Raw genomic sequence first — 22,075 nt, 5'->3', positions numbered from 1 at the left:
TCGAAGTATTGATATTCGATGCGCTGTTCATCGCAGTGCAGGCACCCGGTGCACGCATGTGATGCACCGGAAGACCTGACTCGGTGCCTGCGGTTTCACGTTCGAGCACGATGTACATTTTCAAGGAGCAACCCTGATGACCTCTAGCCTCAAGAAGCTGATTCGTCCGTTGAGCGTGCTGAGCCTGTCCGCCCTGATGGCGCTGAGCCCGCTGGCCATGGCCGCCCCGCAGGAGCCGGACGTGCTGCTACGCGACACGGTCGAGGGCCTGACCACCAAGATCGATAGCCGCGAGAGCTACTACAAGGACAACGTCGACGAGCTGGAAACCCTGGTGGATTCCGCGCTGAAGCCGGTGGTGGATTATCGCTACATCGCCGCCAGCGTGATGGGCAAGTACTTCAAGGGCGCTTCTCCTGAGCAGCGCACCGAATTTTCCAAGGTCTTCCATGACACCCTGATCGGCACCTATGCCAAGGGTCTGGTGAGCTTCGATTACGCCAGGCTGGACGTGAAGGACAGCGAAGGCGAGCGTCGCTATGAAGACCAGGACACCGTCTACATGGACGTGGTCGATACCAAGGGCAAGGTCTACCCGGTGGCCTATTCCATGCGTCTGCGCAACGACGAATGGAAAGTGGTCAACGTGATCGTCAATGGCGTCAACCTGGGCCTGACCTTCCGCAACCAGTTCGACCAGGCCATGCGTGACAACGGCCGCGACATCGATGCCGTCATCAAGGGCTGGCAGCCGGATGTCGACCTCGAGAAGGGTGAGGGGGATCAGGGCAACAGCTGAGCCCTGTCGTCGCCATGACCATGAAAACTCTCTTCGATCGCGAGGGCGTCACGCTGGAAGCCGGTGACGCACGGCTGAGCCTGAGTGGCCAGCCGGATTTCGACAATGCCGCAGAGCTGGCGGATTCCGGCAGGAAATGGCTGGGGCGCCGCGAGGATGGGGTTTCCATCGATCTGTGCGGCGTGGATAGCGCCAGTACTGCCACCCTGAGCGTACTGCTCGAGTGGCAGCGCCATCTGGCGGAGCATGGTGGGCATGTCGCTCACCTCGCGCTGTCTCCCGCATTGAGCCGACTGGCGGCAGTCTCCGGACTGGAAAACCTGCTGCCGGGGCTGAATGTCGCCGAGATCAGCGCAGAGCCCCCGCTGTCACTCGAGACGTCCTGAGTCAGCGGCGGCCTGACCGTCTGTCAGGCCGCACCGCTCTGCTGGAGGCTCGAGGCTTGTCCGTATCGCCATTCATGCGCGCGGCAACGTGGAGGCAGCGATTGACTGCCAATCGCGTTCCCGCGCGCTTTTGATTACCATGTGCGGTCATATCGCATCGATCGTCGCGCAAGGATTCCCTGCCACGATCCCGACATGTACCGCGAAGGAGTCACCGCCCGTCATGCAACCGAATGATGTCAAGGCCCTGCTCGAGGCTCGTATCGAGAACGTCGATTTTCATATCCAGGGTGAGGGCTGCAATTTCCAGGTCGTCGCCGTGGGGGATGTCTTTGCCGAGCTGAGCCGCGTCAAGGCCCAGCAGCTGGTCTACTCCGCACTCAATGACGAGATCCGCTCTGGCGCGCTGCATGCCATCAGCATTCGTACCTATACCCCGGCGCAGTTCGAAGCTGCCGCCGGCAACGCTCAGGGTTGACCGGAACATTTCATGGATAAGCTGATCATCACTGGCAACGGGCCGGTCAACGGGGAAGTCTGGGCCAGCGGCGCCAAGAATTCGGCACTGCCCATTCTGGCAGCCACGCTGCTGTCGGAAGGTCCCGTGACCATCAGCAACCTGCCGCATCTGCAGGACATCACGACCAGCCTCGAGCTGCTCGGACGCATGGGCGTCGAGCCGGTGATGGGCGACAACATGACCGTGCAGCTGGATGGCTCCAAGGTCGAGCATTGTCACGCGCCCTATGACCTGGTCAAGAAGATGCGTGCCTCGATTCTGGTGCTGGGCCCGCTGCTGGCGCACTTCGGCAGTGCCGAAGTCTCGCTGCCGGGTGGCTGCGCCATCGGCTCGCGTCCGGTGGATCTGCACATCCGTGGCCTGGAGGCGATGGGGGCCGAGATCACGGTCGAGAATGGCTACATCCGCGCCAAGGCACCGGGTGGCCGCCTGAAGGGCGCGCGCATCGTCTTTGACGTCGTGACCGTCACCGGCACCGAGAACCTGCTGATGGCCGCGACCCTGGCCGATGGCCGCACCGTGCTGGAAAACGCCGCGCGTGAGCCGGAAGTCGTCGATCTGGCCGAGTGTCTGATCGCCATGGGCGCCAGGATCACGGGCCAGGGCTCCGACACCATCGTCATCGACGGTGTCGAGAAGCTGCACGGTTGTGAATACTCCGTCATGCCGGACCGCATCGAGACCGGTACCTTCCTGGTCGCGGCGGCCGCCTCGCGCGGCAAGGTGCGTGTCACGCGTACGCGTGCCGATACCCTGGACGCCGTACTGGCCAAGCTGGAAGAGGCCGGTGCCACCATCACCACCGGTGATGACTGGATCGAGCTTGACATGCACGGCAAGCGCCCGAAGGCAGTCAATATCCGCACGGCGCCGTACCCGGCATTCCCCACCGACATGCAGGCCCAGTTCGTGGCGATGAATGCGGTCGCGGAAGGCACCAGCACCGTGATCGAGACCATCTTCGAGAACCGCTTCATGCACGTGCAGGAGCTCAACCGCATGGGTGCCCACATCGCGCTCGAGGGCAACACCGCAGTCGTGACCGGCACCGAGCGCCTGTCCGGCGCGCCGGTGATGGCGACGGACCTGCGCGCCTCTGCCTCGCTGGTGATCGCGGCGATCGTCGCCGACGGCGAGACCATGGTCGACCGCATCTACCACATCGACCGCGGTTACGAGTGCATCGAAGAGAAGCTGTCCGGGCTGAACGTGATCATCCGTCGCTCCGCCGGCTGATCAGTGCCCCACCTCGCGCTGTCGGCCTTGATTGACCGGCAGCGCGTGCCGAATTCCTACGTACAAGCACGGGCGAATACCCCATGAGCAAGCAACTGGTCGTCGCCCTCTCCAAGGGGCGTATCCTCAAGGAAACCCTGCCGCTGCTGGCTGACGCTGGCATCGAGCCGCTGGAAGATCTCGACAAGAGCCGCAAGCTGCTCTTCGATACCAATCTGCCGGACGTCAAGCTGGTCATCATCCGTGCCACCGACGTGCCGACCTACGTGCAGCTGGGTGCCGCCGATCTCGGCATCGCCGGCAAGGACGTGCTGCTCGAGCATGGTGCCGAAGGCCTGTACGAGCCGCTGGACCTGGAAATCGCCAAGTGTCGCCTGATGACCGCCGGTGTCGTCGGTCAGCAGCAGCAGGGCGCTCGCCGCCGTGTCGCGACCAAGTTCGTCGATGTCGCGCGTCGCTATTACGCCGAGCAGGGTATCCAGGCCGAAGTCATCAAGCTCTACGGCGCGATGGAACTGGCCCCGTTGATGAATCTGGCCGACGAGATCGTCGATATCGTCGACACCGGCAACACCCTGCGCGCCAACGGCATGGAGCCGCGCGAGCTGATCACCGACATCAGCACGCGTCTGGTGGTCAACAAGGCCTCCATGACCATGAAGCACGATCGCCTCAAGCCGCTGATCGATCGCCTGCGTCAGGCCGTGGAAGCCCGCCGCGAGGCGTGATGGCGGCGCGCTGTCGCATCGACCCGATGGATACCCAAGGTCGCATAGATGACCGTGGCAGAAGATGACTCTCGAAACGCCAGCTGCCGCCCCTGCTCGTCACGATGATCGTCGCGGTGCTCATCAAGAGTTCATCACGATGCTTATCAAGATGATGCGGGCAGGCGCTGGACGGAGCCCGTCCGGTTCAGCCTTCTCTGCCAAGCAATGAGAAAAGAGGTTCGCATGGATACCTTGATCAACCGGCTTGATAGCCGTGATACCGATTTTACTGCCCGCCTGGACCGCTTGCTGTCATGGGAGGGCGTGTCCGATGCCGAGGTTCAGCATCGTGTCACCGACATCCTCGCTCGCGTCAAGCAGGAAGGCGATGCGGCGCTGGTGGAGTTCTCCAACCGCTTCGACCGCCTGAATGTCTCGAGCATGGCCGAGCTGGTCATCGGTGCCGAGCGTCTGGCCAAGGCCTATGCCGACCTGCCGGCGGATCAGCGCGAGGCGCTGGCCGTGGCTGCCGAGCGTGTGCGTGTCTATCACGAGCATCAGAAGCCGGAAAGCTGGTCCTTCAAGGACGAGCACGGCAGCCTGCTGGGCCAGAAGGTCACGCCGCTGGACCGCGCCGGGATCTACGTGCCGGGCGGCAAGGCGGCCTATCCGTCTTCCGTGCTGATGAACGCGATTCCGGCGCATGTCGCGGGCGTGCGCGAGATCATCATGGTCGTGCCGACGCCGGACGGCGTGGTCAATGAGCTGGTGCTGGCCGCGGCGCACCTGGCGGGTATCGATCGTGTCTTCACCATCGGCGGCGCCCAGGCCGTGGCGGCACTGGCCTATGGCACCGAGACCGTGCCGCGCGTCGACAAGATCGTCGGCCCCGGCAACATCTACGTGGCGACTGCCAAGCGTGCGGTGTTCGGTCAGGTCGGTATCGACATGATCGCCGGGCCGTCCGAGATTCTGGTGGTCAGCGATGGCGTGACCGACCCGGATTGGCTGGCGATGGACCTGTTCTCCCAGGCCGAGCACGACGAAGATGCCCAGGCGATCCTGATCGGGTGGGATGACGAGCATCTGGCCGCCGTCGAGGCCGCCATCGAGCGCCTGGCGCCTACCATGGAGCGTGCCGAGATCATCCTGACCTCGCTGCGTGAGCGCGGTGCCCTGATTCGTGTCAGCGGGCCGGAGCAGGCGCTGGAGCTGACCAACCGCATCGCGCCGGAGCACCTGGAGCTCTCGGTGGCGAATCCCGAGGAGTGGGTCGAGGGCGTGCGTCACGCCGGCGCCATCTTCATGGGCTCGCACACCTCCGAGGCGCTGGGTGATTACTGCGCCGGGCCGAATCACGTGCTGCCGACCTCCGGCACCGCGCGCTTCTCCTCGCCGCTGGGCGTCTATGACTTCCAGAAGCGCTCCTCGCTGATCCAGTGCTCGCCGGAAGGTGCTTCGGTGCTCGGGCGTACTGCCTCGGTGCTGGCGCGTGGCGAGTCACTGACGGCGCATGCGCGCAGTGCCGAGAATCGCATTCTCGACTGAGCCTGAGCCTTGCCTGGTCAGTAAAAAAAGCCCCGCGACGGTCTCCGTCGCGGGGCTTCTTGTCATCATGGGGCGGGGGTCTGCCCAAGGCGTTGCGCCGATGTCCCGCCTCAGCCCTTGTCCTGCAGGGACGGCTCGACGGCCGCCGGTGTGTTGTCGGGAATCGGGCGCTCGCCGACCTTGACGTCGATGTCCAGCGTCTTGCCGTCACGCAGCAGGCGCAACTCCAGCGCATTGCCGGGTTTGACGGCGGCGATGTCGGCCATGGCCAGGCGAGCATCCAGCAGGCGCTTGCCGCCGATGGCGGTCAGGATATCCCCCGGTCGCAGGCCGGCACGCGCGGCAGGGCCATCACGCAGCACGGCGGCCACCACCACGCCTTGCGGGGCGCTCAGGCCGAAGGAGTGCGCCAGCGACGGCGTCAGCTCCTGCACTTCCAGGCCCAGCCAGCCTCGAATCACGCGACCGTGGTCGACCAGCGATTCGAGGATGTCGCGCGCCAGGTTGGCGGGGATGGCGAAGCCGATGCCCTGCGAGCCGCCGGAGCGCGAATAGATGGCGGTATTGATGCCGACCAGTGAGCCGTCGGTGTTGATCAGCGCGCCGCCGGAGTTGCCGGGATTGATCGCGGCATCGGTCTGGATGAAGTCTTCATAGGCGTTCAGGCCAAGATGGTTGCGTCCGGTGGCCGAGATGATGCCCATGGTGACCGTCTGGCCGACTCCGAAGGGGTTGCCGATCGCCAGCGAGACATCGCCGACGTGGACCTGGGTGGAATCGGCGATCGCCACGGTGGGCAGGTTGTCGAGGTCGATCTTGAGCGCCGCGAGGTCGGATTCCGGGTCCACACCCACGACCTTGGCGAATGTCTCGCGGCCATCGCGCAGGGCGACCTGAATCTGGTCGGCGCCCTGGATGACGTGGTTGTTGGTCAGGATATAGCCGTCACTGGAGAGAATGACCCCAGAGCCCAGGCTCGACAGCATGCGCTGGCTGCGCAGGGCGTCTTCCCCGTAGAACTGGTTGAAGAAGGGGTCGGACATCAGCGGATGCTTGCTGTCGTCCTTGATCTCGCGCGAGGAGTAGATATTGACCACCGCCGGGGCGGCGGCGTCCACCGCGGCCTGATAGCTGGCCGGGCCGCTGTTGCGTTGCAGCGGCGGTGCTTCACGCAGTACCGGGTCTGCCGACTCTTCGCGCTGCGCCGCTGACAGCGTCAGGCTCGGAGGCGGCAGCACCTGCTGATTGGCGGCAGAGTTCTGTGACGGGCTCGGGTAGGGGGTGTTGCCTGCCTGCTCGTTCTGCTGCGGGGCGGGTTCGCCCAGGCCCAGCGTCGGAAAGTGATCCAGCACGACGACGGCCAGCAGGACGCCGGTGACGACGGGCCACAGTAGCGGGAGCAGTGTGCTGCGAAGAGAACGGGGCATCGGATTACCTGATAAAAAGTCCGCGCACCGACGCGATGCTGCGGACATGAAGATGAATAGCCTGAAGATCCACGTGCCACGCGAAGGGATGGCCCCGGTCAAGGCGCGACACGCTTACATGGCGCCGATGCGCCGTTACAATGCTCGCCAGTGTAACACTCGATGACTCTGACTGCTGGAGGCCCAATGGCTGATCGTGACACGCTGATGAAGGCGCTGGATGGCTGTCTGGAGGCGCAGGCCTTCAAGGACTATACCGTCAATGGCTTGCAGGTGGAGGGGCGCCGTGAGGTGCGCCGCGTGATGACCGGCGTGACGGCCAGTCAGGCGCTGCTCGATGAGGCGCTCGCCTGGCAGGCGGACCTGGTGCTGGTGCATCACGGCTACTTCTGGAAGAACGAGCCGGCCCAGATCACCGGTATGAAACGTCGGCGCCTCAAGACCTTGCTGGCCAATGACATCAATCTGGCGGCCTATCACCTGCCGTTGGATGCGCATCCGACACTTGGCAACAATGCCCAGCTGGCCGAGCGTCTGGGGCTGGTCAGTGAAGGCTGTCTGGATGGCGTGCCCGGACGTGGTCTGGTGCATGTCGGGCGTCTGGCCGCTGAGGTGGAAGGGCTGGACAGCACCGCGCTGGGGGCCGAGTTCAGCCGGCGTCTCGGGCGTGAGGTGCTGGTCGTGGCCGGTCATGATCGCCCCATCAAGCGCATTGCCTGGTGCACCGGCGGCGCTCAGGACTATATCGGTCTGGCCATCGAGGCCGGTGTCGATGCCTTCCTCTCGGGCGAGATCTCCGAGCGCACCACGCATAGCGCCCGCGAAGAGGGAGTGACCTACTTCGCGGCGGGCCATCATGCGACCGAGCGTGACGGTGTGCGGGCCCTCGGCGAGTGGCTGGCCACCGAACATGGCGTGGAGCACCGCTTCGTGGATATCGACAACCCGGCGTGACATCTGATGCCGGAAACGACAACGGCCACCTCGAGAGGTGGCCGTTGTCGTTGTCGTTGTCGCTGTCGTTTTCAGATGCCGTGAGAGGTTCACGACAGCAGGGCGATCAGATACGCGGCGGGTTGGTGGCCGGTGTCTCGCCTTCACTCGGTTGCGGCTTGAGGCCGAAGTCCTCTGACAGGGTGCCACGGTTGTCGGCGTAATCACGCGGCAGGTCGACCTTGTCGGTCTCGCTGTCGTCCGGCGTGGTGTCAGTGTCCAGCAGGCGGCGCTTGAGCTGGCTGTCATCGCACAGCGCGGTGGCGCCAGTGGCCAGATGCTGGCGCAGCTCATTGCCGGCACGCTGGATCTGGTCGGTCAGGTCGCTGGCCTTGGAGAAGTGGTCGTTGAGGGCATCGCGGAACTGGGTCAGCTCCAGCTCGCGCTCAGCCAGCTTCTGGCGGGTCTTCTGATTGCGGGCCACATTGGCATTCAGCAGGTGGTAGCACAAGGCGCCGATACCGATGCCAGCCAGAAAACAGGCAATGGCCAGGATCCAGTCAATGTTGCTCTCGTTCACGTCGCTCTCCTTGTGTCACGACTGCGGTGATCGTCACCGCTGGGGCATGGTAGCGCTGAGATACGATGCCGGTATTCAATGATGTTCCATCACGCCGATCTCGGGATCGGTCTGGTGTCCAGCAGGTCAGCGCCGCTTGCCGCTGTCCTTCTTGCGTCAGTCTGTCGTGCCGCTTGCGTTTCAAAAGCGTCCACGCGCCATTATATCGGTGTGGTGCAGCGATGCGTCAATTCACGCGGCGCGCGACCTTGGTCGCCTGTCGGCGCAGCCGGCGGGGTGTGGGCGGATGCCAGCTCACGCCTTGCGAGCAATGCGCGCGGCGAAAGCCACGTCGCGCAGCCGATTGCTGGCCGGTGAGTGGGTAAAGTGGCCATCAAGGCGTATAATGCCGCGCAATTTCGTCCTTGCCTGCCCGCCGTGTCGGGTCAGGCGTGATCTTGTTCCTTTCATGTCAGGCGTGCGCCAGTCCGTAGCGCCTGACCTGCAGCGGGTTTCTCAATGCCAGCACCGACGCCTCTCGAGAAGTACCAGGCAGACCTCAAGCGTGATGACTTTGCCTACGATGCCGCCCAGGAAGATGCGGTCCGCCATCTGCAGCGTCTCTACGACGACCTCGTGCGCACGCCGCGCCAGACGCCCGACAAGGTGTCCGACGCGACGGGTGGCGGCGGGCTGGGCTCCAAGGTGCGTCGTCTGTTCGGCAAGCCGTCACGCACGGCGCCTGTCGATGAAGCGCCCGAGATCATGGGCCTCTACTTCTGGGGCGGCGTGGGGCGCGGCAAGACCTATCTCGTCGATACCTTCTACGAGAGCCTGCCGTTTGCCGACAAGATGCGCACGCACTTCCATCGTTTCATGCAGCGTGTCCACAATGAGCTCGGTCACTACAAGGGCGAGAAGAACCCGTTGACTCTGGTGGCGGCCAAGTTCGCCGTCGAGGCGCGCGTGATCTGCTTTGACGAATTCTTCGTCAAGGACATCACCGATGCGATGATTCTCGCCACCCTGTTCGAAGAGCTGTTCAAGCAGGGCGTGGTGCTGGTCGCGACCTCCAACATCGTGCCGGATGATCTCTACAAGGACGGCCTGCAGCGGGCGCGCTTCCTGCCGGCGATCGACCTGGTCAAGCGTCACTGCACGGTGGTCAACGTCGATTCCGGCATCGACTACCGCCTGCGCGCGCTGGAGCACGCCGAGCTCTTCCATAGCCCGCTGGGCGACAACAGTGCCGCGCGGCTGGCGCGGGAATTCCGCTCCATCGCCGGTGCCGAAGGCCATGCCGATGAAGGTCTGAGCATCAATCATCGCGTGCTGCACGCCCTGCGTCGCCATGAAGACGTGGTGTGGTTCCACTTCGATGAGCTGTGTGATGGCCCGCGTAGCCAGAATGACTACATCGAGCTGGCGCGTGAGTTCCACACCGTGCTGGTGTCCGAGGTGCCGCAGATGGGGCGCGACAGCGACGACCAGGTGCGTCGTTTCATCAACATGGTCGATGAGTTCTATGACCGTGGCGTCAAGCTGCTGATGAGTGCCGCGACGCCCGTCGAGGACCTCTATACCGGCGGCAATCTGGATTTCGAATTCCAGCGCACGCTGTCACGTCTGCAGGAAATGCAATCGCGTGAGTATCTCGCGCTGCCGCACAAGCCGTGAGACCCGCGGCAAGGGCAAAATAGCCTTTGTGGTAGGCGGGCATGACATGTACAATGCGCGCTCGCTCGAACTGTTGACCGGTTCTCGAGCCATCCTGAGTCATTCACTCCTGATGGGCGAGGGCAGTCTGGAGATGGGAGGTCAGTGACTGCGCAAGCAGCACGCCGCTCGCTGCCAGACGTCGGACAACCAAGAAAAATAGGGATTGGTCGCGCACACAAGTGCAAGACCCGACTATAGGTGATTCATCCATGAAGACGTTTACTGCTAAGCCGCAGTCCGTCCAGCGTGACTGGTTCGTCGTCGACGCAGCCGGCAAGACGCTGGGCCGTATGGCTACCGAAATTGCTCGTCGCCTGCGCGGCAAGCATAAAGCCGAGTACACTCCGCACGTTGATACTGGCGATTACATCGTCGTCATCAATGCCGAGAAAGTCGCTGTGACTGGTCGCAAGGCAGAAGCCAAGACCTACTACCGTCACACCGGTTACCCGGGCGGCCTGCGCTCCATGAACTTCAACCAGATGATCGAGCACAAGCCTGAGCGCGTGATCGAACTGGCTGTCAAGGGCATGCTGCCGAAGGGCCCGCTGGGTCGTGCCATGCAGTCCAAGCTGAAAGTCTATGCTGGCTCCGAGCATCCGCACGCTGCGCAGCAGCCGCAAGAACTGAACATCTGAGGGAAGCATCGCCATGACACAGCAGCACTACGGTACCGGGCGCCGCAAGACTTCTACCGCGCGCGTCTTCCTGAAGCCGGGCACCGGCAAAATCACCGTCAACCAGCGTGATCTGAACGACTACTTCGGTCGTGTGACAGGCCGCATGGTTGTCCGTCAGCCGCTCGAGCTGACCGAAACTACCGAACAGTTCGACGTCTACGTCACTGTTGCTGGTGGTGGTGGTTCTGCTCAAGCCGGCGCTATCCGTCACGGCATCACTCGTGCCCTGATGGCTTACAACGAAGACTTCCGTCCGGCCCTCCGCGCCGCCGGTTACGTCACTCGTGACGCCCGTGAAGTCGAGCGTAAGAAAGTCGGCCTGCGCAAGGCCCGTCGTCGTCCGCAGTTCTCCAAGCGTTAAGAGAACTCGCGTCGACCACAAGAACGTCCAGTGCCCGCAAGGGTGCTGGACGTTTTTTTTGCGGTCTCGCTGCACGATTGACGAAAGCGGCTTTGGTCAAGGTGGCTTTCTTGAGTTGTGAGCGCTCTGTTCTTGCCCTTTAATACAAGCAAGCATCAAGTGCTCGGCAAGTGGATGGCCCAGCATCAAGCGGTAGTGTTTGGGAGATAACAATAAAATGTCAGATCAAGCTGTGAACCGAGGGCGACGCCGCTTCCTCGTCAGCGCAACCACCGTGGTCGGGGCGGTAGGGGTGGTCGGTATCGCAACGCCCTTCCTGGCGTCCTGGCAGCCAAGTGCGCGTGCCCGTGCGGCAGGCGCGCCTGTCACGGCGGATATCTCGCGGCTGGCACCCGGCCAGCAGATGACCATCGAATGGCGCGGCAAACCGGTGTGGGTGGTGCGTCGCACCCCCGAGATGATCGCCGATATCCGCGCCATTCCCCCCGCAGAGCTGCAGGACCCCGAGTCACTGCGTCCCCAGCAGCCCCTATATGTCGATGCCGTGCTGCGCTCCATCAAGCCGGAATATGTGGTGTTGGTGGGTATCTGCACGCACCTGGGCTGCTCGCCTGGCTATCGTCCCGAGATCGGCGCGGCGGATCTCGGCGCGGACTGGCCGGGCGGCTATCTGTGTGCCTGTCATGGGTCCAAGTTCGATCTCGCTGGGCGAGTCTTCACCGGTGTGCCGGCGCCTTCGAATCTGGAGGTTCCGCCGCATCGCTACGAGAGTGAGCAGGTGCTGGTGGTGGGTGTCGATGAGGAGGCTGCCTGATGGGGAATCCAAACCGTGCCAAGGCGCCACGCGGCATCATGCGCTGGATCGATGACCGCCTGCCGGCCACCCAGTTTCTGCAGGACCATCTGACCGGCTACTACGCGCCGAAGAATTTCAACTTCTTCTACTTCTTCGGCTCGCTGGCCTTGCTGGTGCTGGTCAATCAGATATTGACCGGCATCTGGCTGACGATGAGCTATACACCGAGTGCCGAGGAGGCCTTTGCCTCCATCGAGTACATCATGCGCGATGTGGAGTACGGCTGGCTGATCCGTTACATGCATTCCACCGGCGCCTCGGCCTTCTTCGTGGTCATCTATCTACACATGTTCCGTGGCCTGCTGTATGGCTCCTATCGTGCGCCTCGCGAGCTGGTATGGATCTTCGGCATGTGCATCTATCTGGCGCTGATGGCTGAGGCCTTCATGGGCTATCTGCTGCCCTGGGGGCAGATGTCCTACTGGGGGGCGCAGGTGATCATCTCGCTGTTCACGGCGATTCCGGTCATCGGGGCAGACCTGGCGCAGATGATTCGTGGCGACTACCTGATCTCGGGAATCACCCTGAACCGCTTCTTTGCGCTGCATGTCATCGCCTTGCCGCTGGTGATCGTCGGGCTGGTGGTGCTGCATCTGGTAGCACTGCACGAGGTGGGCTCGAACAACCCCGATGGCATCGAGATCAAGGACAGGAAGGATGAGGCGGGGCAGCCGCTGGAGGGCATTCCCTTCCATCCCTATTACACGGTGAAGGACCTCGTCGGCGTCGGCGTCTTCCTGTTCGTGTTCTGTGCGGTGATCTTCTACTTCCCTGAAGGCGGCGGCTACTTCCTGGAGACGCCGAACTTCGAGCCGGCCAATTCGCTGAAGACGCCCGAGCACATCGCGCCGGTGTGGTACTTCACGCCGTTCTACGCCATGTTGCGCGCGGTCAATTACCCGCTGTTCGGCGTGGATGCCAAGTTCTGGGGCGTTGTGGTCATGGGGCTGGCGATCGCCATCCTGTTCGTGCTGCCGTGGCTCGATCGCTCGGCGGTACGCTCGATCCGCTACAAGGGCTGGCTGTCGCGTATCGCCATCGTCATCTTCGTGGTGAGTTTCGTGACGCTGGGCGTGTTGGGGGTGATGCCGCCCACGCAGGAGCGCACGATCATCGCGCAGCTGGCGACCGTGGCATATTTCGCCTTCTTCATATTGATGCCGCTGTATACGCGCTTCGAGACGACGCGAGCGGTGCCTGACAGGGTGACGGGCCGATGAGCGCGCTGATGAGTGGGTCAAGGGAGTGGCTCAAACGCGGGCTGGCAGCAGGGTTGCTGGCCGTAGTGAGCCTGATGGGGTCGGGCATGGTGAGCGGGGCGAGCAGCGCGGTGCCGCTGGAGACGATGGAGCCGGATCTGCACGATCAGCCCTCGCTGCAGCGAGGCATGCAGCTTTACACCAACTACTGCCTCGGCTGTCATAGTCTGCAGTATCAGCGTTACTCGCGTGCTGCAGAGGACCTGGGGATGCCCGAGGACCTGGTCGAGCAATATCTGATTCTCTCGCCAGCGCTCAAGATCAATGACACCATGCGCACAGGCATGCAGAAAGAAGATGCGGCCGGCTGGTTCGGCACGCCGCCACCGGATCTGTCGCTCGAGGCGCGTCTGCGCGGCACTGACTGGATCTACACCTATCTGAAGAGCTTCTATCGCGATGCGTCACGTCCGTGGGGCGTGAACAATGCGGTCTTCCCCCAGGTCGGCATGCCGCATGTGCTGGAGTCGCTGCAGGGCGTGCAGGAAAAGGTCTGTGGACAGAGTGACCTGGCGGTAGCGGGGGCGGAAATGGATCCCGACACGGGGCGTTATGCGTCCTGTGATATTCTAGAGATCACCCAGCCTGGCAGCATGACGGCAGGGGAGTTTGATCAAGCGATGTGGGATCTGACCAATTTTCTGGCCTATGTCGGCGAGCCTTCGCGACTCAAGGCTGAGAGCATGGCCCCCAAGGTGTTAATATTCATTCTGATCTTTACCTTGCTGGCGTATCTTCTCAAGAAGGAATACTGGCGCGACATTCATTGATGGCCCCCGGGGCGGGGTCTCAGTGATAATGGCGAGCCGGCAGTGACGGGCGCGCGGCTGATCAGTCGCGCGCCCGCTTGCGTCGCCTTGAGGTGGCGCAGGCTGACCCTCTGGCAGGGCCTGTTGTGACAAGGGCAGGCCAGAGGAAACTTATCCCCGTTTGTCAGGCCAAAAGCTGACACGGGCATGTCTCGAACAGATGCGAGGACAGTTTCATGGGTGTTGTGGCCAAGCGTTCATCGATGACCTTCTACTCCGGTGGTGACGACCACTTCAGCCACCGTGTACGGATCGTGCTGGCCGAGAAGGGTGTGGCAGTCGATATCATTGATGTGGATGATGACAGCCGTCCGGCCGAACTGGCCGACCTGAACCCGTACAACAGTGTGCCGACGCTGCTGGATCGCGACCTGGTGCTCTACGAGTCCAAGGTCATGATGGAATATCTGGACGAGCGTTTCCCGCATCCGCCGCTGTTGCCGGTGTATCCGGTGGCGCGCGCCCAGAGCCGTCTGTGGATGCATCGCATCGAGCGCGAATGGGTGCCGATGATGGAAACCATCCAGACAGGCACCAAGAAGGAAGCCGACAAGGCGCGCAAGGAATTGCGTGAAAGCCTGATCGGCATTTCCCCGATCTTCGACGACATGCCGTTCTTCATGAGCGACGAGTTCTCGCTGGTGGACACCTGCATTGCCCCGATCCTGTGGCGCTTGCCGACACTGGGAATCGAGCTGCCGGAGAAGCAGGTCAAGCCGCTGCTGACCTACATGGAGCGGTTGTTCGGGCGTGATGCCTTCAAGGCGTCGCTGTCCGAGGCCGAGCGCGAGATGCGCATCTGATCCGTGCGTGATCCTTCGGTCACTGATCGATCGGTCACGCATTCGGGCTTTCGTCTTCGCTCATCAGTCTGTGGATGATGGATGTGAGCGATGTGCGGGGCGTTGGCCCGTTGGCGGAATGGACTTCGGTCGTCGCTGACACTCATTGCAGTTCAAGAGGTTTTCCCATGCTTTCCAGTCGCCCTTATCTGGCACGCGCACTCTACGAGTGGCTGCTGGATAACGACAATACGCCGTACATCGTGGTGGACGCCGAGCAGGAAGGTGTCCAGGTGCCGCGTCAACACGTCCAGAACGGCCAGATCGTGCTCAATATCGCACCCGGTGCGGTGCGTGATCTGTTGATCGCCAATGAAGGGGTCAGCTTCAATGCCCGCTTCGGTGGTCAGCCGATGCACGTCAGCGTGCCGACGGCGGCCCTGGTCGCACTGTATTCGCGTGAAAACGGTGTCGGTATGGTCTTCGGTCACGAGCCGGTGATGCCGGGTGCCGATGAGATGACATTCGGTGAAGCCGCGCCAGATGCCGAGCCGGCCGCCGCAGCGCGCCCGACGCTGGCCAGTGTCGGCAGTGCGCCTGCCGAGGAAGAGGTGCCTGCCTCGGAATCAGCGGGTGCGTCCGTCGAGCCAGGCTCAGGCGCTGATGCCGAAGTCGCCGATGAAGAGCAGGCGTCCGACTCGGCCAGTGACGAGCAGGGGGCTGATGATAATGATCAGCCCAAGCCGCCGCGCAAGGGTCGTCCTTCGCTGCGCGTGATCAAGTAATCATGTCGGCAGGTGGGGGCGATGGATGAGGGTTGGCCATTGTCCGCTTGATGTCGCTCCTATCATGAAAAATGCCCCGCAGGCCGAAGCCTGCGGGGCATTTTTCATTCTGGGTGCGTTTCGTTCAGGGCACTTTTCGTTCAGGCACTTTGTTGCATGTCTGGCATGCAAGCGCGCCGCCTCGATCAGTCGAGGTACTCGAAGACCTTGGCGATACGCTGGATGCCGCCGACTTCAGAGACCTTGCTGACGATCTGGTCGGCTTCGGCGCGGGTCACGATACCCATCAGGTAGACGCTGGCATTCTCGGTGAGTACCAGGATGCGACCGGAGTCGATGTTGGCATCCGCCGCCAGCGTGGCCTTGACGCGCGTGGTCAGCCAGGTGTCCTGCACGCGTTGGCTGGCCGGGGCATTGGCGCTGATTTCCAGCGCATTGTGCACCTGGCGCACGCGACGCACGTCCTTGGCGATGTCCGTGGCCTTCTGCTTCAGCTCGTCGCTGGCGACCTGGCCGGTCAGCAGCACCATGCCGTTGTAGGAGTTCACGTTGACGTGGGCATCATTGAAGCGGGCATCGGTCTTGCCGAGATTGACCTCGATCTTGGTCTCGATGCTCTCGTCTTCCACCTGGGCGCCCAGGGTGCGATCGCCATAGTCTTCGTCGATCGGGCCGCTGTTGGTCAGGTCGGCGACGGTGGTGCAGCCGGCTAGCGTCAGGAAGCCGGCGGTGGCCATGAGGGAAAGCAGATTCTTGGGCGTCATGCCGTTTTCTCCTGGTGAATGCCGTGGGGCGCGCGGATTACTCGTTGCTGCCGAACAGCTGATGATCAATCAGGTCGCACAGGCAGTGGATGGCCAGCAGATGGACTTCCTGGATGCGTGCCGTAGAGGTGGCGGGAACACGAATCTCGCAGTCTTCGCTGCCCAGCAGTGACGCCATGTCGCCACCGTCGCGGCCGGTCAAGGCGACGACGCGCATGTCACGGTCGTGAGCCGCCTGGATGGCCTGCACCACGTTGGCGGAGTTGCCGCTGGTGGAGATGGCCAGCAGGATGTCGCCGGGCTGACCCAGGGCGCGGATCTGCTTGGAGAACACCTCGTTGTAGCTGTAGTCGTTGGCGATGGACGTCAGCGTGGAGGTGTCGGTGGTCAGCGCGATGGCCGGCAGGCTCGGGCGCTCACGCTCGAAGCGGTTGAGCAGCTCGGAGGAGAAATGCTGGCTGTCGCCGGCGCTGCCGCCGTTGCCGCAGGCCAGGATCTTGCCGTCATTGACCAGGCTCTGGACCATCATCTGGCTGGCCGCTTCGATGAAGGGCGGCAGCACTTCGCTGGCGTAGGTCTTGGTGTCAATGCTGGCGTTGAAGTGGCCGAGAATACGCGATTGGAAATCCATGATGGCTCTTGGTCGTTGGCTTCAGAACGCTTCGAAGGCGTGGCGAATCCAGTGAATGGAACGAGGGGAGGTCCCCTCCACGCCTACCACGTCGAAGCGGCAGGAACATGATAGCCCGTGCTGGGCCAGATAAAAACGCGCGGCAGTGATCAGCCGGCGTTGCTTGGTATGGGTCACGCTTTCCAGTGCGCTGCCGAAGCGGGAGTTGGCCCGGTAGCGCACCTCGATGAAGACCAGGGTCTCGGCGTCTCGCATGATCAGATCGATCTCGCCGCCCTTGGCATGCTGGTTGCGCGTGACGGGTGTCAGGCCACGCGCTGTCAGCCATTGTTCTACCTCCGCCTCGATGACGGCGCCGCGCGCTCGGGCGCGACGCTGGGGAGGCGGGTGCGCCTTGCCAGAGGGTGAGTCGGCGCGTGTCATGTCAGGGCGTGTAGGCTTCGACGGTGCGGCTGTTGGCGCCTTTCAGTGGCGGACGCGGTACGCCACCTCTGAATTCAGCCCAGGGCAGCGTGCGCTCGATGCGGCCATCGTGGCGCGGGAAGAGGCTGCCGGTGGCGCCGAAGAGTTCGCCGCCCGCACCGGCCAGCATCAGCGGTACGCGCTGGGCCAGACGATAGGCATCGACCCCCATGGCGTTGAGCTTGAGCATGCGCGGTGAAGCATCGGACAGGGCGCGGTAGGTGTCGACTTCCGGCAGGGACGCCTTGCCGCCGGAGGAGGCCTCCGGCACTTCCCAGGGAATGTCCACGAAGTCGACGCCATTGAGGTCGCCATCCTGATCGGGCTGCGGTGCGCCGTCATAGAGATGGGAGGTGCCGTAGATCGGCAGGTCGCCCGCATAGTAGAAGTCCAGCATCGGCGGCACCTGACGCGCATAGCTCGGCAGCGCCAGCAGGAAGATCATGTCGATGTTGCCGGAGTGCGCGCGGCCGTATTTGCTGCCGGATTTCTTGGCGGACTTCATGCGCGCCTGATCCTGGCTCGAGACCGACAGCAGGTCCTTGACGGCTGAGCTGACGGCGCCCTTGGGGTTGTAGCGCTCGACGGAGACGATGTCGCCGCCTTCCTGCTCGAAGCGGTCGCGGAAGGCGCTGTAGACGCGCTGACCCCAGGCATTGTTGGGCACCAGCGCAGCGGCGCCACGATGGCCGTCGAGTGCGGCGCGCATGGCGACCTGGCGGGCTTCGTCCTCGGCGGACAGGCCGTACTGGAACAGGTTGTCGGCACGGTTGCTGTCATGGGTGCCGTAGTTGAGGGCCAGTGTCGGCAGCGGCAGGCTGTTCTGGGTCTCGAGCTGGCTGACCAGCTTCTTGTCCAGCGGGCCGAGCACGACCTGGGCGCCATCCATGGTGGCACGGGCATACAGGGTCTTGAGGTCTGCGCTCGAGGTGTCATAGAAGCTCAGCTGCGGGGTGGCCTCGGCATTGTCGATGGCGCTGCGATGGCGCGCCTCGATGCCTTCACGGATGGCCTGGGCGATCCGCTTGAGCGAGCCGGACTCGGGCAGGAAGACGGCAATCTTGCGCACTTCCTGGCCGGAGAGCTCGCGCAGGTCGAGAATGCCCTGCGGCATCTGGCGTGCGGCGGGATGCTGCGGGTTGGCGTCCGACCAGTCGTTGATGGCGGAGAACATCTGGTCGATGTTGCCACCGAAGCGACGCTGCAGACGCAGCAGGTCCGTCCAGCCACTGGCGGTGGGGCTGGCACTGGCCAGCTCATTGAGCTGACTGGGCGAGAGGCGCGTGAGCTGCTCCCACAGGGTGTCGTTGATGCTCAGGTCATCGCTGTCGGCCTGCAGGGCGATCAGGGTCTGGGCACTGGCCAGGGGTTCGCCGACCATGCCGAGTGCCAGGCCGCGACGCTTGCGCAGTGTGCGCTGGTCATCGCCGGACATCTGGATGTTGTCCTCGAGCACCGAGGTGGCCAGGATCGTGTTCCAGCCGTCCTGCTGCTCAAGCGCGATACGCGACAGCAGCAGGGCCCATTGCACGCGCTCCTGCGGCTCGAGGCTTGTCGGGTCGATGTCGGATGCGATGGTGATCGCCTGCGCGTTGTCGCCGCTGCGTGCTAGGATGTCCGCAGCTTGCAGGCGCGTACTGGCCGCTTGCTGACCCTGTTGCTGCTCGGCCTGAGCGAGCAGGGCATCGGCCCCGGGGCCGCTGGAAAGCGGTGACTGGCCGGCACACCCTGCCAGCAGCAGGGCGGAGGCGGCGAGGCCCGCCAGCGTGCGCAGGCCGGAACGTGAACGGCGCGCGGCCTCCTGCCGGATGGCTGACGAAGTGCCCAGCGTATTGGCTGATGCACGATTCCATGTCTGGCGCATGTACGACGGTCCCTTGGCTGATGGGCGATGTGGTCAGGACTGCATCGCCGCCTACTGTGATGAAGGGTGAAAGGCATCATGGCACTCGGTCGATCAGGGCCACGCATGCAGCGTCCTTCGGATGAAATGTCCCAAGGCAATCTGCCTGTGTCTGACGACCATTTCTACCATTGAGTTCAACGAGTCGAAGCATTGAATGTCCGAGTCTTCTGAAGGCGTATTGTACGTGGTCGCCACGCCGATTGGTAACCTCGATGATCTCAGTCCCCGCGCCGCGCGGGTGCTGGGAGAAGTGGACCTGATCGCAGCCGAGGATACCCGCCACAGCGCGCGGTTGCTGCGTCACCTGGGCCTGGAAGTGCCCATGATGTCCCTGCACGATCACAACGAACGTGGCCGTGTCGACCAGCTGTGTCAGGCGCTGAAGGCAGGCCGACGCGTCGCGCTGGTCTCCGATGCCGGCACGCCGCTGATCTCCGATCCTGGCTTCATCGTCGTGCGCGCCCTGCGCGAGCGTGGCTTCAAGGTAGTGCCGCTGCCGGGGCCGTGCGCGTTGATCACCGCCCTCAGCGCGGCGGGCCTGCCGACGGATCGCTTCACCTTCGAGGGCTTTCTGGCCCACAAGGGTGGCCCGCGTCAGGCGCGCCTTGCCGCGCTGCGCGACGATAGCGCCACCCATGTGCTGTATGAATCTCCGCACCGCATCCAGGCGCTGCTCGGCGATATCCGCCAGGTGCTGGGCGAGCGCCGGGTCGTGCTGGCCCGTGAGCTGACCAAGACCTTCGAGACCTTCCTCGATGGCACGGCGGCCGAGCTGCTGGCGCAGATGGACGCTGACAGTGATCAGACCCGCGGTGAGTTCGTGGTCATGATCGAAGGAGCGCCAGCACGTGACGGCGACGAGGCAGCCAGTGTCGAAGGCGACGCCCTGTTGCAGGTGCTGTTCGAGGAGGGCGTCGGCGTCAAGCAGATGGCCGCCATCGCCACGCGTCTGGTGGGCGGGCGCAAGAAAGCCTGGTATGCCAAGGCGCAAGCCATGAAGGACGCGGCAGAGGAATAAGCAAACCTCTGTCATGCCAGACTTTTTTGCCGCTGCCATTGTTCGGCCTGCGCGGGCTTCGTCTTGTGAAAGGCCCATGACACTGGTAGTCTTGCGCGCTTGGGAGACGGCCAGACAGTCGCCGCCAGCGCAAGCTGGGGGAGGAAAGTCCGGGCTCCATAGGGCAAGGTGCCAGATAACGTCTGGGCGGCGCGAGCCGACGGCAAGTGCAGCAGAGAGAAGACCGCCTACGTCAGCTTCGGCTGACCGGTAAGGGTGAAAGGGTGCGGTAAGAGCGCACCGCGCGGCTGGCAACAGTTCGCGGCGAGGTAAACCCCACCTGGAGCAAGACCAAATAGGCCCCCTATGCTGCTGCCCGCAGTGGGGGCGGGTTGGTTGCTTGAGCCCTGAAGTGATTCAGGGCCTAGATGAATGACTGTCCACGACAAGACCCGGCTTATCGGCCATCTCCCGCCTTATAACGTCAGTGTGCTGCCAGCTTTCGCGATGCGAGCGATGGCAGCACACCTTGAATTCGCATGACCGGCGCCGTCCGCTGCGTGTTTCGTGAATGACCATTGCAGTTGGATGGCAACGAACACGCTGCCGTGACAGGCGCCGGTTGTCGGTTATGGCACTTGAATTCGTGTTTCAGCCGCTTGCCTGCTGCACGCAGGCGCTGTTTCCGCTCTTATGCTGTCGGTGCCCTTTGCCACCGGCTTTCACTGCTCGCATCGCGTGCCAAGGTCCAGAGTTTCATCATGTCCAAGCCCAGCGCTCCTTCCGTTACCGAGTCTGCCGATACCGAGTCCGTCGAAGTGGCTGATCGCTTCGCGCATGTCAGTGTCATGCTCGACGGCGCGGTCGATGGCCTGATTCAGGACACGGCCGGCGTCTACTTCGACGGCACCTTCGGTCGCGGTGGCCATTCGCGTCTGATTCTGTCGCGTCTGGCGCCCGAGGGGCGTCTGATCGCCTGTGATCGTGACCCCCAGGCGCTGGCGGAAGCCGCGACCATCGATGACGAGCGCTTCAGTATCCATGCCGGTGAATTCGCGCGTCTTGGCGAATATGCCGAGCGTGAGGGCGTGCATGGCCAGCTGGATGGCATCCTGCTCGACATCGGCGTGTCATCCCCGCAGCTGGATGATGCCGAGCGTGGCTTCAGCTTCATGAATGATGGCCCGCTGGACATGCGCATGGACCCCACAAGTGGCGAGAGCGCCGCCGAGTGGCTGTCGCGCGCCAGCGCCGAGGACATGGCCTGGGTCTTCAAGACCTATGGTGAAGAGCGTTATGCCAAGCGCCTGGCACGCGCCGTGGTGGAGCGTCGCGCCGAGCGCCCCATCACGCGCACCGGCGACTTCGCCAGCCTGATCAAGGATGCCCACCCCAACTGGGAGAAGCACAAGCACCCGGCGACGCGTGTCTTCCAGGCGATCCGCATCCACATCAATGGTGAGCTGGATGAGCTGACCCGCGCGCTGGATGCCGGTCTCGAGGCGCTCAAGCCAGGCGGTCGTCTGGTCGTGATCAGCTTCCACTCGCTGGAAGACCGCATCGTCAAGCGCTTCATGCGTGACAAGGCGCGGGGGGATCAGGCGCCGCGTGGCATGCCGATCCGCGAAGACCAGCTCAACAAGCGTCTCAAACTGGTGGGCAAGGCGCAGAAGGCCTCGCAAAGCGAAGTCGATGCCAATGTCCGTTCGCGCAGTGCCGTGATGCGCATTGCCGAAAAGCTCAAATAGCGTCAGTGCTCCCTCCGGGGAATCGTGCCTCTTTCTGCGCCTGCCTACCGGCAGGCGCGCGCGCAAGTGGGCTGTGGTGAAAGGACGACACAAGTGTTGCCGTGCTGCAACTCTTAGCGGCTAACGCCACTTGCTGACATAATGCGCCGGGCGCTTCAAACAAGTGAGCGAACATCGCGCCTGCACGTTGGCAGTCTG

General features: G+C 63.3%; 23 protein-coding genes and 1 other RNA gene. 18 read left to right on the top strand and 6 right to left on the bottom strand.

What is annotated here, in order from left to right:
- Positions 1-136 precede the first annotated feature (136 nt).
- The 6 genes from AOG28_RS01695 to hisD all read left to right on the top strand — a co-directional run bounded on the left by AOG28_RS01695 (position 137) and on the right by hisD (position 5,199).
- Positions 137-799, top strand: coding sequence for an MlaC/ttg2D family ABC transporter substrate-binding protein (locus tag AOG28_RS01695; RefSeq protein ID WP_043332543.1), 663 nt, complete (start codon positions 137-139; stop codon positions 797-799).
- A 14-nt stretch (positions 800-813) separates the two neighbouring features.
- Positions 814-1,185, top strand: a complete 372-nt coding sequence (locus AOG28_RS01690) for an STAS domain-containing protein (protein WP_054555102.1) — start codon at positions 814-816, stop codon at positions 1,183-1,185.
- Between the two features lie 223 nt (positions 1,186-1,408).
- Entirely contained in the window at positions 1,409-1,663 is a 255-nt protein-coding gene (locus AOG28_RS01685; protein ID WP_043332541.1) for a BolA family protein, read from the top strand.
- Between the two features lie 12 nt (positions 1,664-1,675).
- Positions 1,676-2,941, top strand: a complete 1,266-nt coding sequence (gene murA / locus AOG28_RS01680) for a UDP-N-acetylglucosamine 1-carboxyvinyltransferase (protein WP_043332539.1) — start codon at positions 1,676-1,678, stop codon at positions 2,939-2,941.
- An 83-nt stretch (positions 2,942-3,024) separates the two neighbouring features.
- On the top strand, positions 3,025-3,669 hold the full coding sequence (gene hisG / locus AOG28_RS01675; protein ID WP_054555101.1) for an ATP phosphoribosyltransferase: 645 nt from the start codon (positions 3,025-3,027) through the stop codon (positions 3,667-3,669).
- 225 nt (positions 3,670-3,894) lie between these two features.
- Positions 3,895-5,199, top strand: coding sequence for a histidinol dehydrogenase (gene hisD / locus AOG28_RS01670; protein WP_152965305.1), 1,305 nt, complete (start codon positions 3,895-3,897; stop codon positions 5,197-5,199).
- 110 nt (positions 5,200-5,309) lie between these two features.
- Here the strand turns inward: hisD and AOG28_RS01665 are convergent, their stop codons facing one another.
- Positions 5,310-6,626, bottom strand: a complete 1,317-nt coding sequence (locus tag AOG28_RS01665; RefSeq protein WP_054555099.1) for a S1C family serine protease — start codon at positions 6,624-6,626, stop codon at positions 5,310-5,312.
- A gap of 186 nt (positions 6,627-6,812) precedes the next feature.
- Between AOG28_RS01665 and AOG28_RS01660 the strand changes: the two genes are divergently transcribed.
- On the top strand, positions 6,813-7,580 hold the full coding sequence (locus AOG28_RS01660) for a Nif3-like dinuclear metal center hexameric protein (protein ID WP_054555098.1): 768 nt from the start codon (positions 6,813-6,815) through the stop codon (positions 7,578-7,580).
- Between the two features lie 106 nt (positions 7,581-7,686).
- Here the strand turns inward: AOG28_RS01660 and AOG28_RS01655 are convergent, their stop codons facing one another.
- Positions 7,687-8,139: a YhcB family protein gene (locus AOG28_RS01655; RefSeq protein WP_043332529.1), complete on the bottom strand. Its 453-nt coding sequence runs from the start codon at positions 8,137-8,139 to the stop codon at positions 7,687-7,689.
- 498 nt (positions 8,140-8,637) lie between these two features.
- On the opposite strand from AOG28_RS01655, the gene zapE reads away from it, so the two are divergent.
- The 8 genes from zapE to AOG28_RS01615 all read left to right on the top strand — a co-directional run bounded on the left by zapE (position 8,638) and on the right by AOG28_RS01615 (position 15,369).
- Positions 8,638-9,795 carry a cell division protein ZapE gene (gene zapE, locus AOG28_RS01650; RefSeq protein ID WP_054555097.1) on the top strand — a complete coding sequence of 386 codons (1,158 nt, stop codon included), beginning with the start codon at positions 8,638-8,640 and terminating at the stop codon, positions 9,793-9,795.
- Between the two features lie 251 nt (positions 9,796-10,046).
- Positions 10,047-10,475: a 50S ribosomal protein L13 gene (rplM, locus tag AOG28_RS01645; RefSeq protein WP_043332524.1), complete on the top strand. Its 429-nt coding sequence runs from the start codon at positions 10,047-10,049 to the stop codon at positions 10,473-10,475.
- A gap of 13 nt (positions 10,476-10,488) precedes the next feature.
- Complete coding sequence (gene rpsI / locus AOG28_RS01640) at positions 10,489-10,878, top strand: 30S ribosomal protein S9 (RefSeq protein ID WP_043332522.1); 390 nt, start codon at positions 10,489-10,491, stop codon at positions 10,876-10,878.
- Positions 10,879-11,095: 217 nt separating this feature from the next.
- Entirely contained in the window at positions 11,096-11,692 is a 597-nt protein-coding gene (gene petA, locus AOG28_RS01635) for a ubiquinol-cytochrome c reductase iron-sulfur subunit (protein ID WP_054555096.1), read from the top strand.
- Complete coding sequence (locus AOG28_RS01630; RefSeq protein ID WP_054555095.1) at positions 11,692-12,954, top strand: cytochrome b; 1,263 nt, start codon at positions 11,692-11,694, stop codon at positions 12,952-12,954. The genes petA and AOG28_RS01630 overlap by 1 nt, the downstream gene beginning before the upstream one ends.
- Positions 12,955-12,962: 8 nt before the next feature.
- On the top strand, positions 12,963-13,763 hold the full coding sequence (locus AOG28_RS01625; RefSeq protein ID WP_054555094.1) for a cytochrome c1: 801 nt from the start codon (positions 12,963-12,965) through the stop codon (positions 13,761-13,763).
- Positions 13,764-13,978: 215 nt separating this feature from the next.
- The gene (gene sspA, locus AOG28_RS01620; RefSeq protein ID WP_043332516.1) at positions 13,979-14,605 is read left to right on the top strand and encodes a stringent starvation protein SspA; all 627 of its coding nucleotides are present in this window, start codon (positions 13,979-13,981) and stop codon (positions 14,603-14,605) included.
- 167 nt (positions 14,606-14,772) lie between these two features.
- Positions 14,773-15,369 carry a ClpXP protease specificity-enhancing factor gene (locus AOG28_RS01615; protein ID WP_054555093.1) on the top strand — a complete coding sequence of 199 codons (597 nt, stop codon included), beginning with the start codon at positions 14,773-14,775 and terminating at the stop codon, positions 15,367-15,369.
- Between the two features lie 185 nt (positions 15,370-15,554).
- Here AOG28_RS01615 and AOG28_RS01610 read toward each other — a convergent pair whose 3' ends face one another.
- From AOG28_RS01610 to AOG28_RS01595, 4 genes are read right to left on the bottom strand one after another with little or no spacing between them, the layout of a single operon-like run.
- Entirely contained in the window at positions 15,555-16,133 is a 579-nt protein-coding gene (locus AOG28_RS01610) for a BON domain-containing protein (RefSeq protein ID WP_054555092.1), read from the bottom strand.
- 37 nt (positions 16,134-16,170) lie between these two features.
- Entirely contained in the window at positions 16,171-16,764 is a 594-nt protein-coding gene (locus tag AOG28_RS01605) for a phosphoheptose isomerase (protein WP_043332512.1), read from the bottom strand.
- A 21-nt stretch (positions 16,765-16,785) separates the two neighbouring features.
- Positions 16,786-17,187 carry a YraN family protein gene (locus AOG28_RS01600; RefSeq protein ID WP_054555091.1) on the bottom strand — a complete coding sequence of 134 codons (402 nt, stop codon included), beginning with the start codon at positions 17,185-17,187 and terminating at the stop codon, positions 16,786-16,788.
- A gap of 1 nt (position 17,188) precedes the next feature.
- The gene (locus tag AOG28_RS01595) at positions 17,189-19,090 is read right to left on the bottom strand and encodes a penicillin-binding protein activator (RefSeq protein WP_082388134.1); all 1,902 of its coding nucleotides are present in this window, start codon (positions 19,088-19,090) and stop codon (positions 17,189-17,191) included.
- Positions 19,091-19,286: 196 nt separating this feature from the next.
- Here AOG28_RS01595 and rsmI point away from each other — a divergent pair, with 196 nt between their 5' ends.
- From rsmI to rsmH, 3 genes are all read left to right on the top strand, one after another.
- Complete coding sequence (gene rsmI, locus AOG28_RS01590; protein WP_054555090.1) at positions 19,287-20,150, top strand: 16S rRNA (cytidine(1402)-2'-O)-methyltransferase; 864 nt, start codon at positions 19,287-19,289, stop codon at positions 20,148-20,150.
- 102 nt (positions 20,151-20,252) lie between these two features.
- Positions 20,253-20,605, top strand: an RNA gene (gene rnpB, locus AOG28_RS02315) — RNase P RNA component class A.
- 285 nt (positions 20,606-20,890) lie between these two features.
- On the top strand, positions 20,891-21,877 hold the full coding sequence (rsmH, locus tag AOG28_RS01585) for a 16S rRNA (cytosine(1402)-N(4))-methyltransferase RsmH (RefSeq protein ID WP_054555089.1): 987 nt from the start codon (positions 20,891-20,893) through the stop codon (positions 21,875-21,877).
- Positions 21,878-22,075: the final 198 nt, after the last annotated feature.

Source organism: Cobetia sp. UCD-24C (assembly GCF_001306765.1).
GTDB lineage: Bacteria > Pseudomonadota > Gammaproteobacteria > Pseudomonadales > Halomonadaceae > Cobetia > Cobetia amphilecti.
The sequence above is the reverse complement of the archived record's forward strand: the minus strand, read 5'-3'. Positions and strand labels throughout refer to the sequence as shown.

Coding starts and splice junctions, on each gene's coding strand:
- AOG28_RS01695 (WP_043332543.1), top strand. CDS start 137: ATGACCTCTAGCCTCAAGAAGCTGATTCGTCCGTTGAGCGTGCTGAGC.
- AOG28_RS01690 (WP_054555102.1), top strand. CDS start 814: ATGACCATGAAAACTCTCTTCGATCGCGAGGGCGTCACGCTGGAAGCC.
- AOG28_RS01685 (WP_043332541.1), top strand. CDS start 1,409: ATGCAACCGAATGATGTCAAGGCCCTGCTCGAGGCTCGTATCGAGAAC.
- murA (WP_043332539.1), top strand. CDS start 1,676: ATGGATAAGCTGATCATCACTGGCAACGGGCCGGTCAACGGGGAAGTC.
- hisG (WP_054555101.1), top strand. CDS start 3,025: ATGAGCAAGCAACTGGTCGTCGCCCTCTCCAAGGGGCGTATCCTCAAG.
- hisD (WP_152965305.1), top strand. CDS start 3,895: ATGGATACCTTGATCAACCGGCTTGATAGCCGTGATACCGATTTTACT.
- AOG28_RS01665 (WP_054555099.1), bottom strand. CDS start 6,626: ATGCCCCGTTCTCTTCGCAGCACACTGCTCCCGCTACTGTGGCCCGTC.
- AOG28_RS01660 (WP_054555098.1), top strand. CDS start 6,813: ATGGCTGATCGTGACACGCTGATGAAGGCGCTGGATGGCTGTCTGGAG.
- zapE (WP_054555097.1), top strand. CDS start 8,638: ATGCCAGCACCGACGCCTCTCGAGAAGTACCAGGCAGACCTCAAGCGT.
- rplM (WP_043332524.1), top strand. CDS start 10,047: ATGAAGACGTTTACTGCTAAGCCGCAGTCCGTCCAGCGTGACTGGTTC.
- rpsI (WP_043332522.1), top strand. CDS start 10,489: ATGACACAGCAGCACTACGGTACCGGGCGCCGCAAGACTTCTACCGCG.
- petA (WP_054555096.1), top strand. CDS start 11,096: ATGTCAGATCAAGCTGTGAACCGAGGGCGACGCCGCTTCCTCGTCAGC.
- AOG28_RS01630 (WP_054555095.1), top strand. CDS start 11,692: ATGGGGAATCCAAACCGTGCCAAGGCGCCACGCGGCATCATGCGCTGG.
- AOG28_RS01625 (WP_054555094.1), top strand. CDS start 12,963: ATGAGTGGGTCAAGGGAGTGGCTCAAACGCGGGCTGGCAGCAGGGTTG.
- sspA (WP_043332516.1), top strand. CDS start 13,979: ATGGGTGTTGTGGCCAAGCGTTCATCGATGACCTTCTACTCCGGTGGT.
- AOG28_RS01615 (WP_054555093.1), top strand. CDS start 14,773: ATGCTTTCCAGTCGCCCTTATCTGGCACGCGCACTCTACGAGTGGCTG.
- AOG28_RS01610 (WP_054555092.1), bottom strand. CDS start 16,133: ATGACGCCCAAGAATCTGCTTTCCCTCATGGCCACCGCCGGCTTCCTG.
- AOG28_RS01605 (WP_043332512.1), bottom strand. CDS start 16,764: ATGGATTTCCAATCGCGTATTCTCGGCCACTTCAACGCCAGCATTGAC.
- AOG28_RS01600 (WP_054555091.1), bottom strand. CDS start 17,187: ATGACACGCGCCGACTCACCCTCTGGCAAGGCGCACCCGCCTCCCCAG.
- AOG28_RS01595 (WP_082388134.1), bottom strand. CDS start 19,090: ATGCGCCAGACATGGAATCGTGCATCAGCCAATACGCTGGGCACTTCG.
- rsmI (WP_054555090.1), top strand. CDS start 19,287: ATGTCCGAGTCTTCTGAAGGCGTATTGTACGTGGTCGCCACGCCGATT.
- rsmH (WP_054555089.1), top strand. CDS start 20,891: ATGTCCAAGCCCAGCGCTCCTTCCGTTACCGAGTCTGCCGATACCGAG.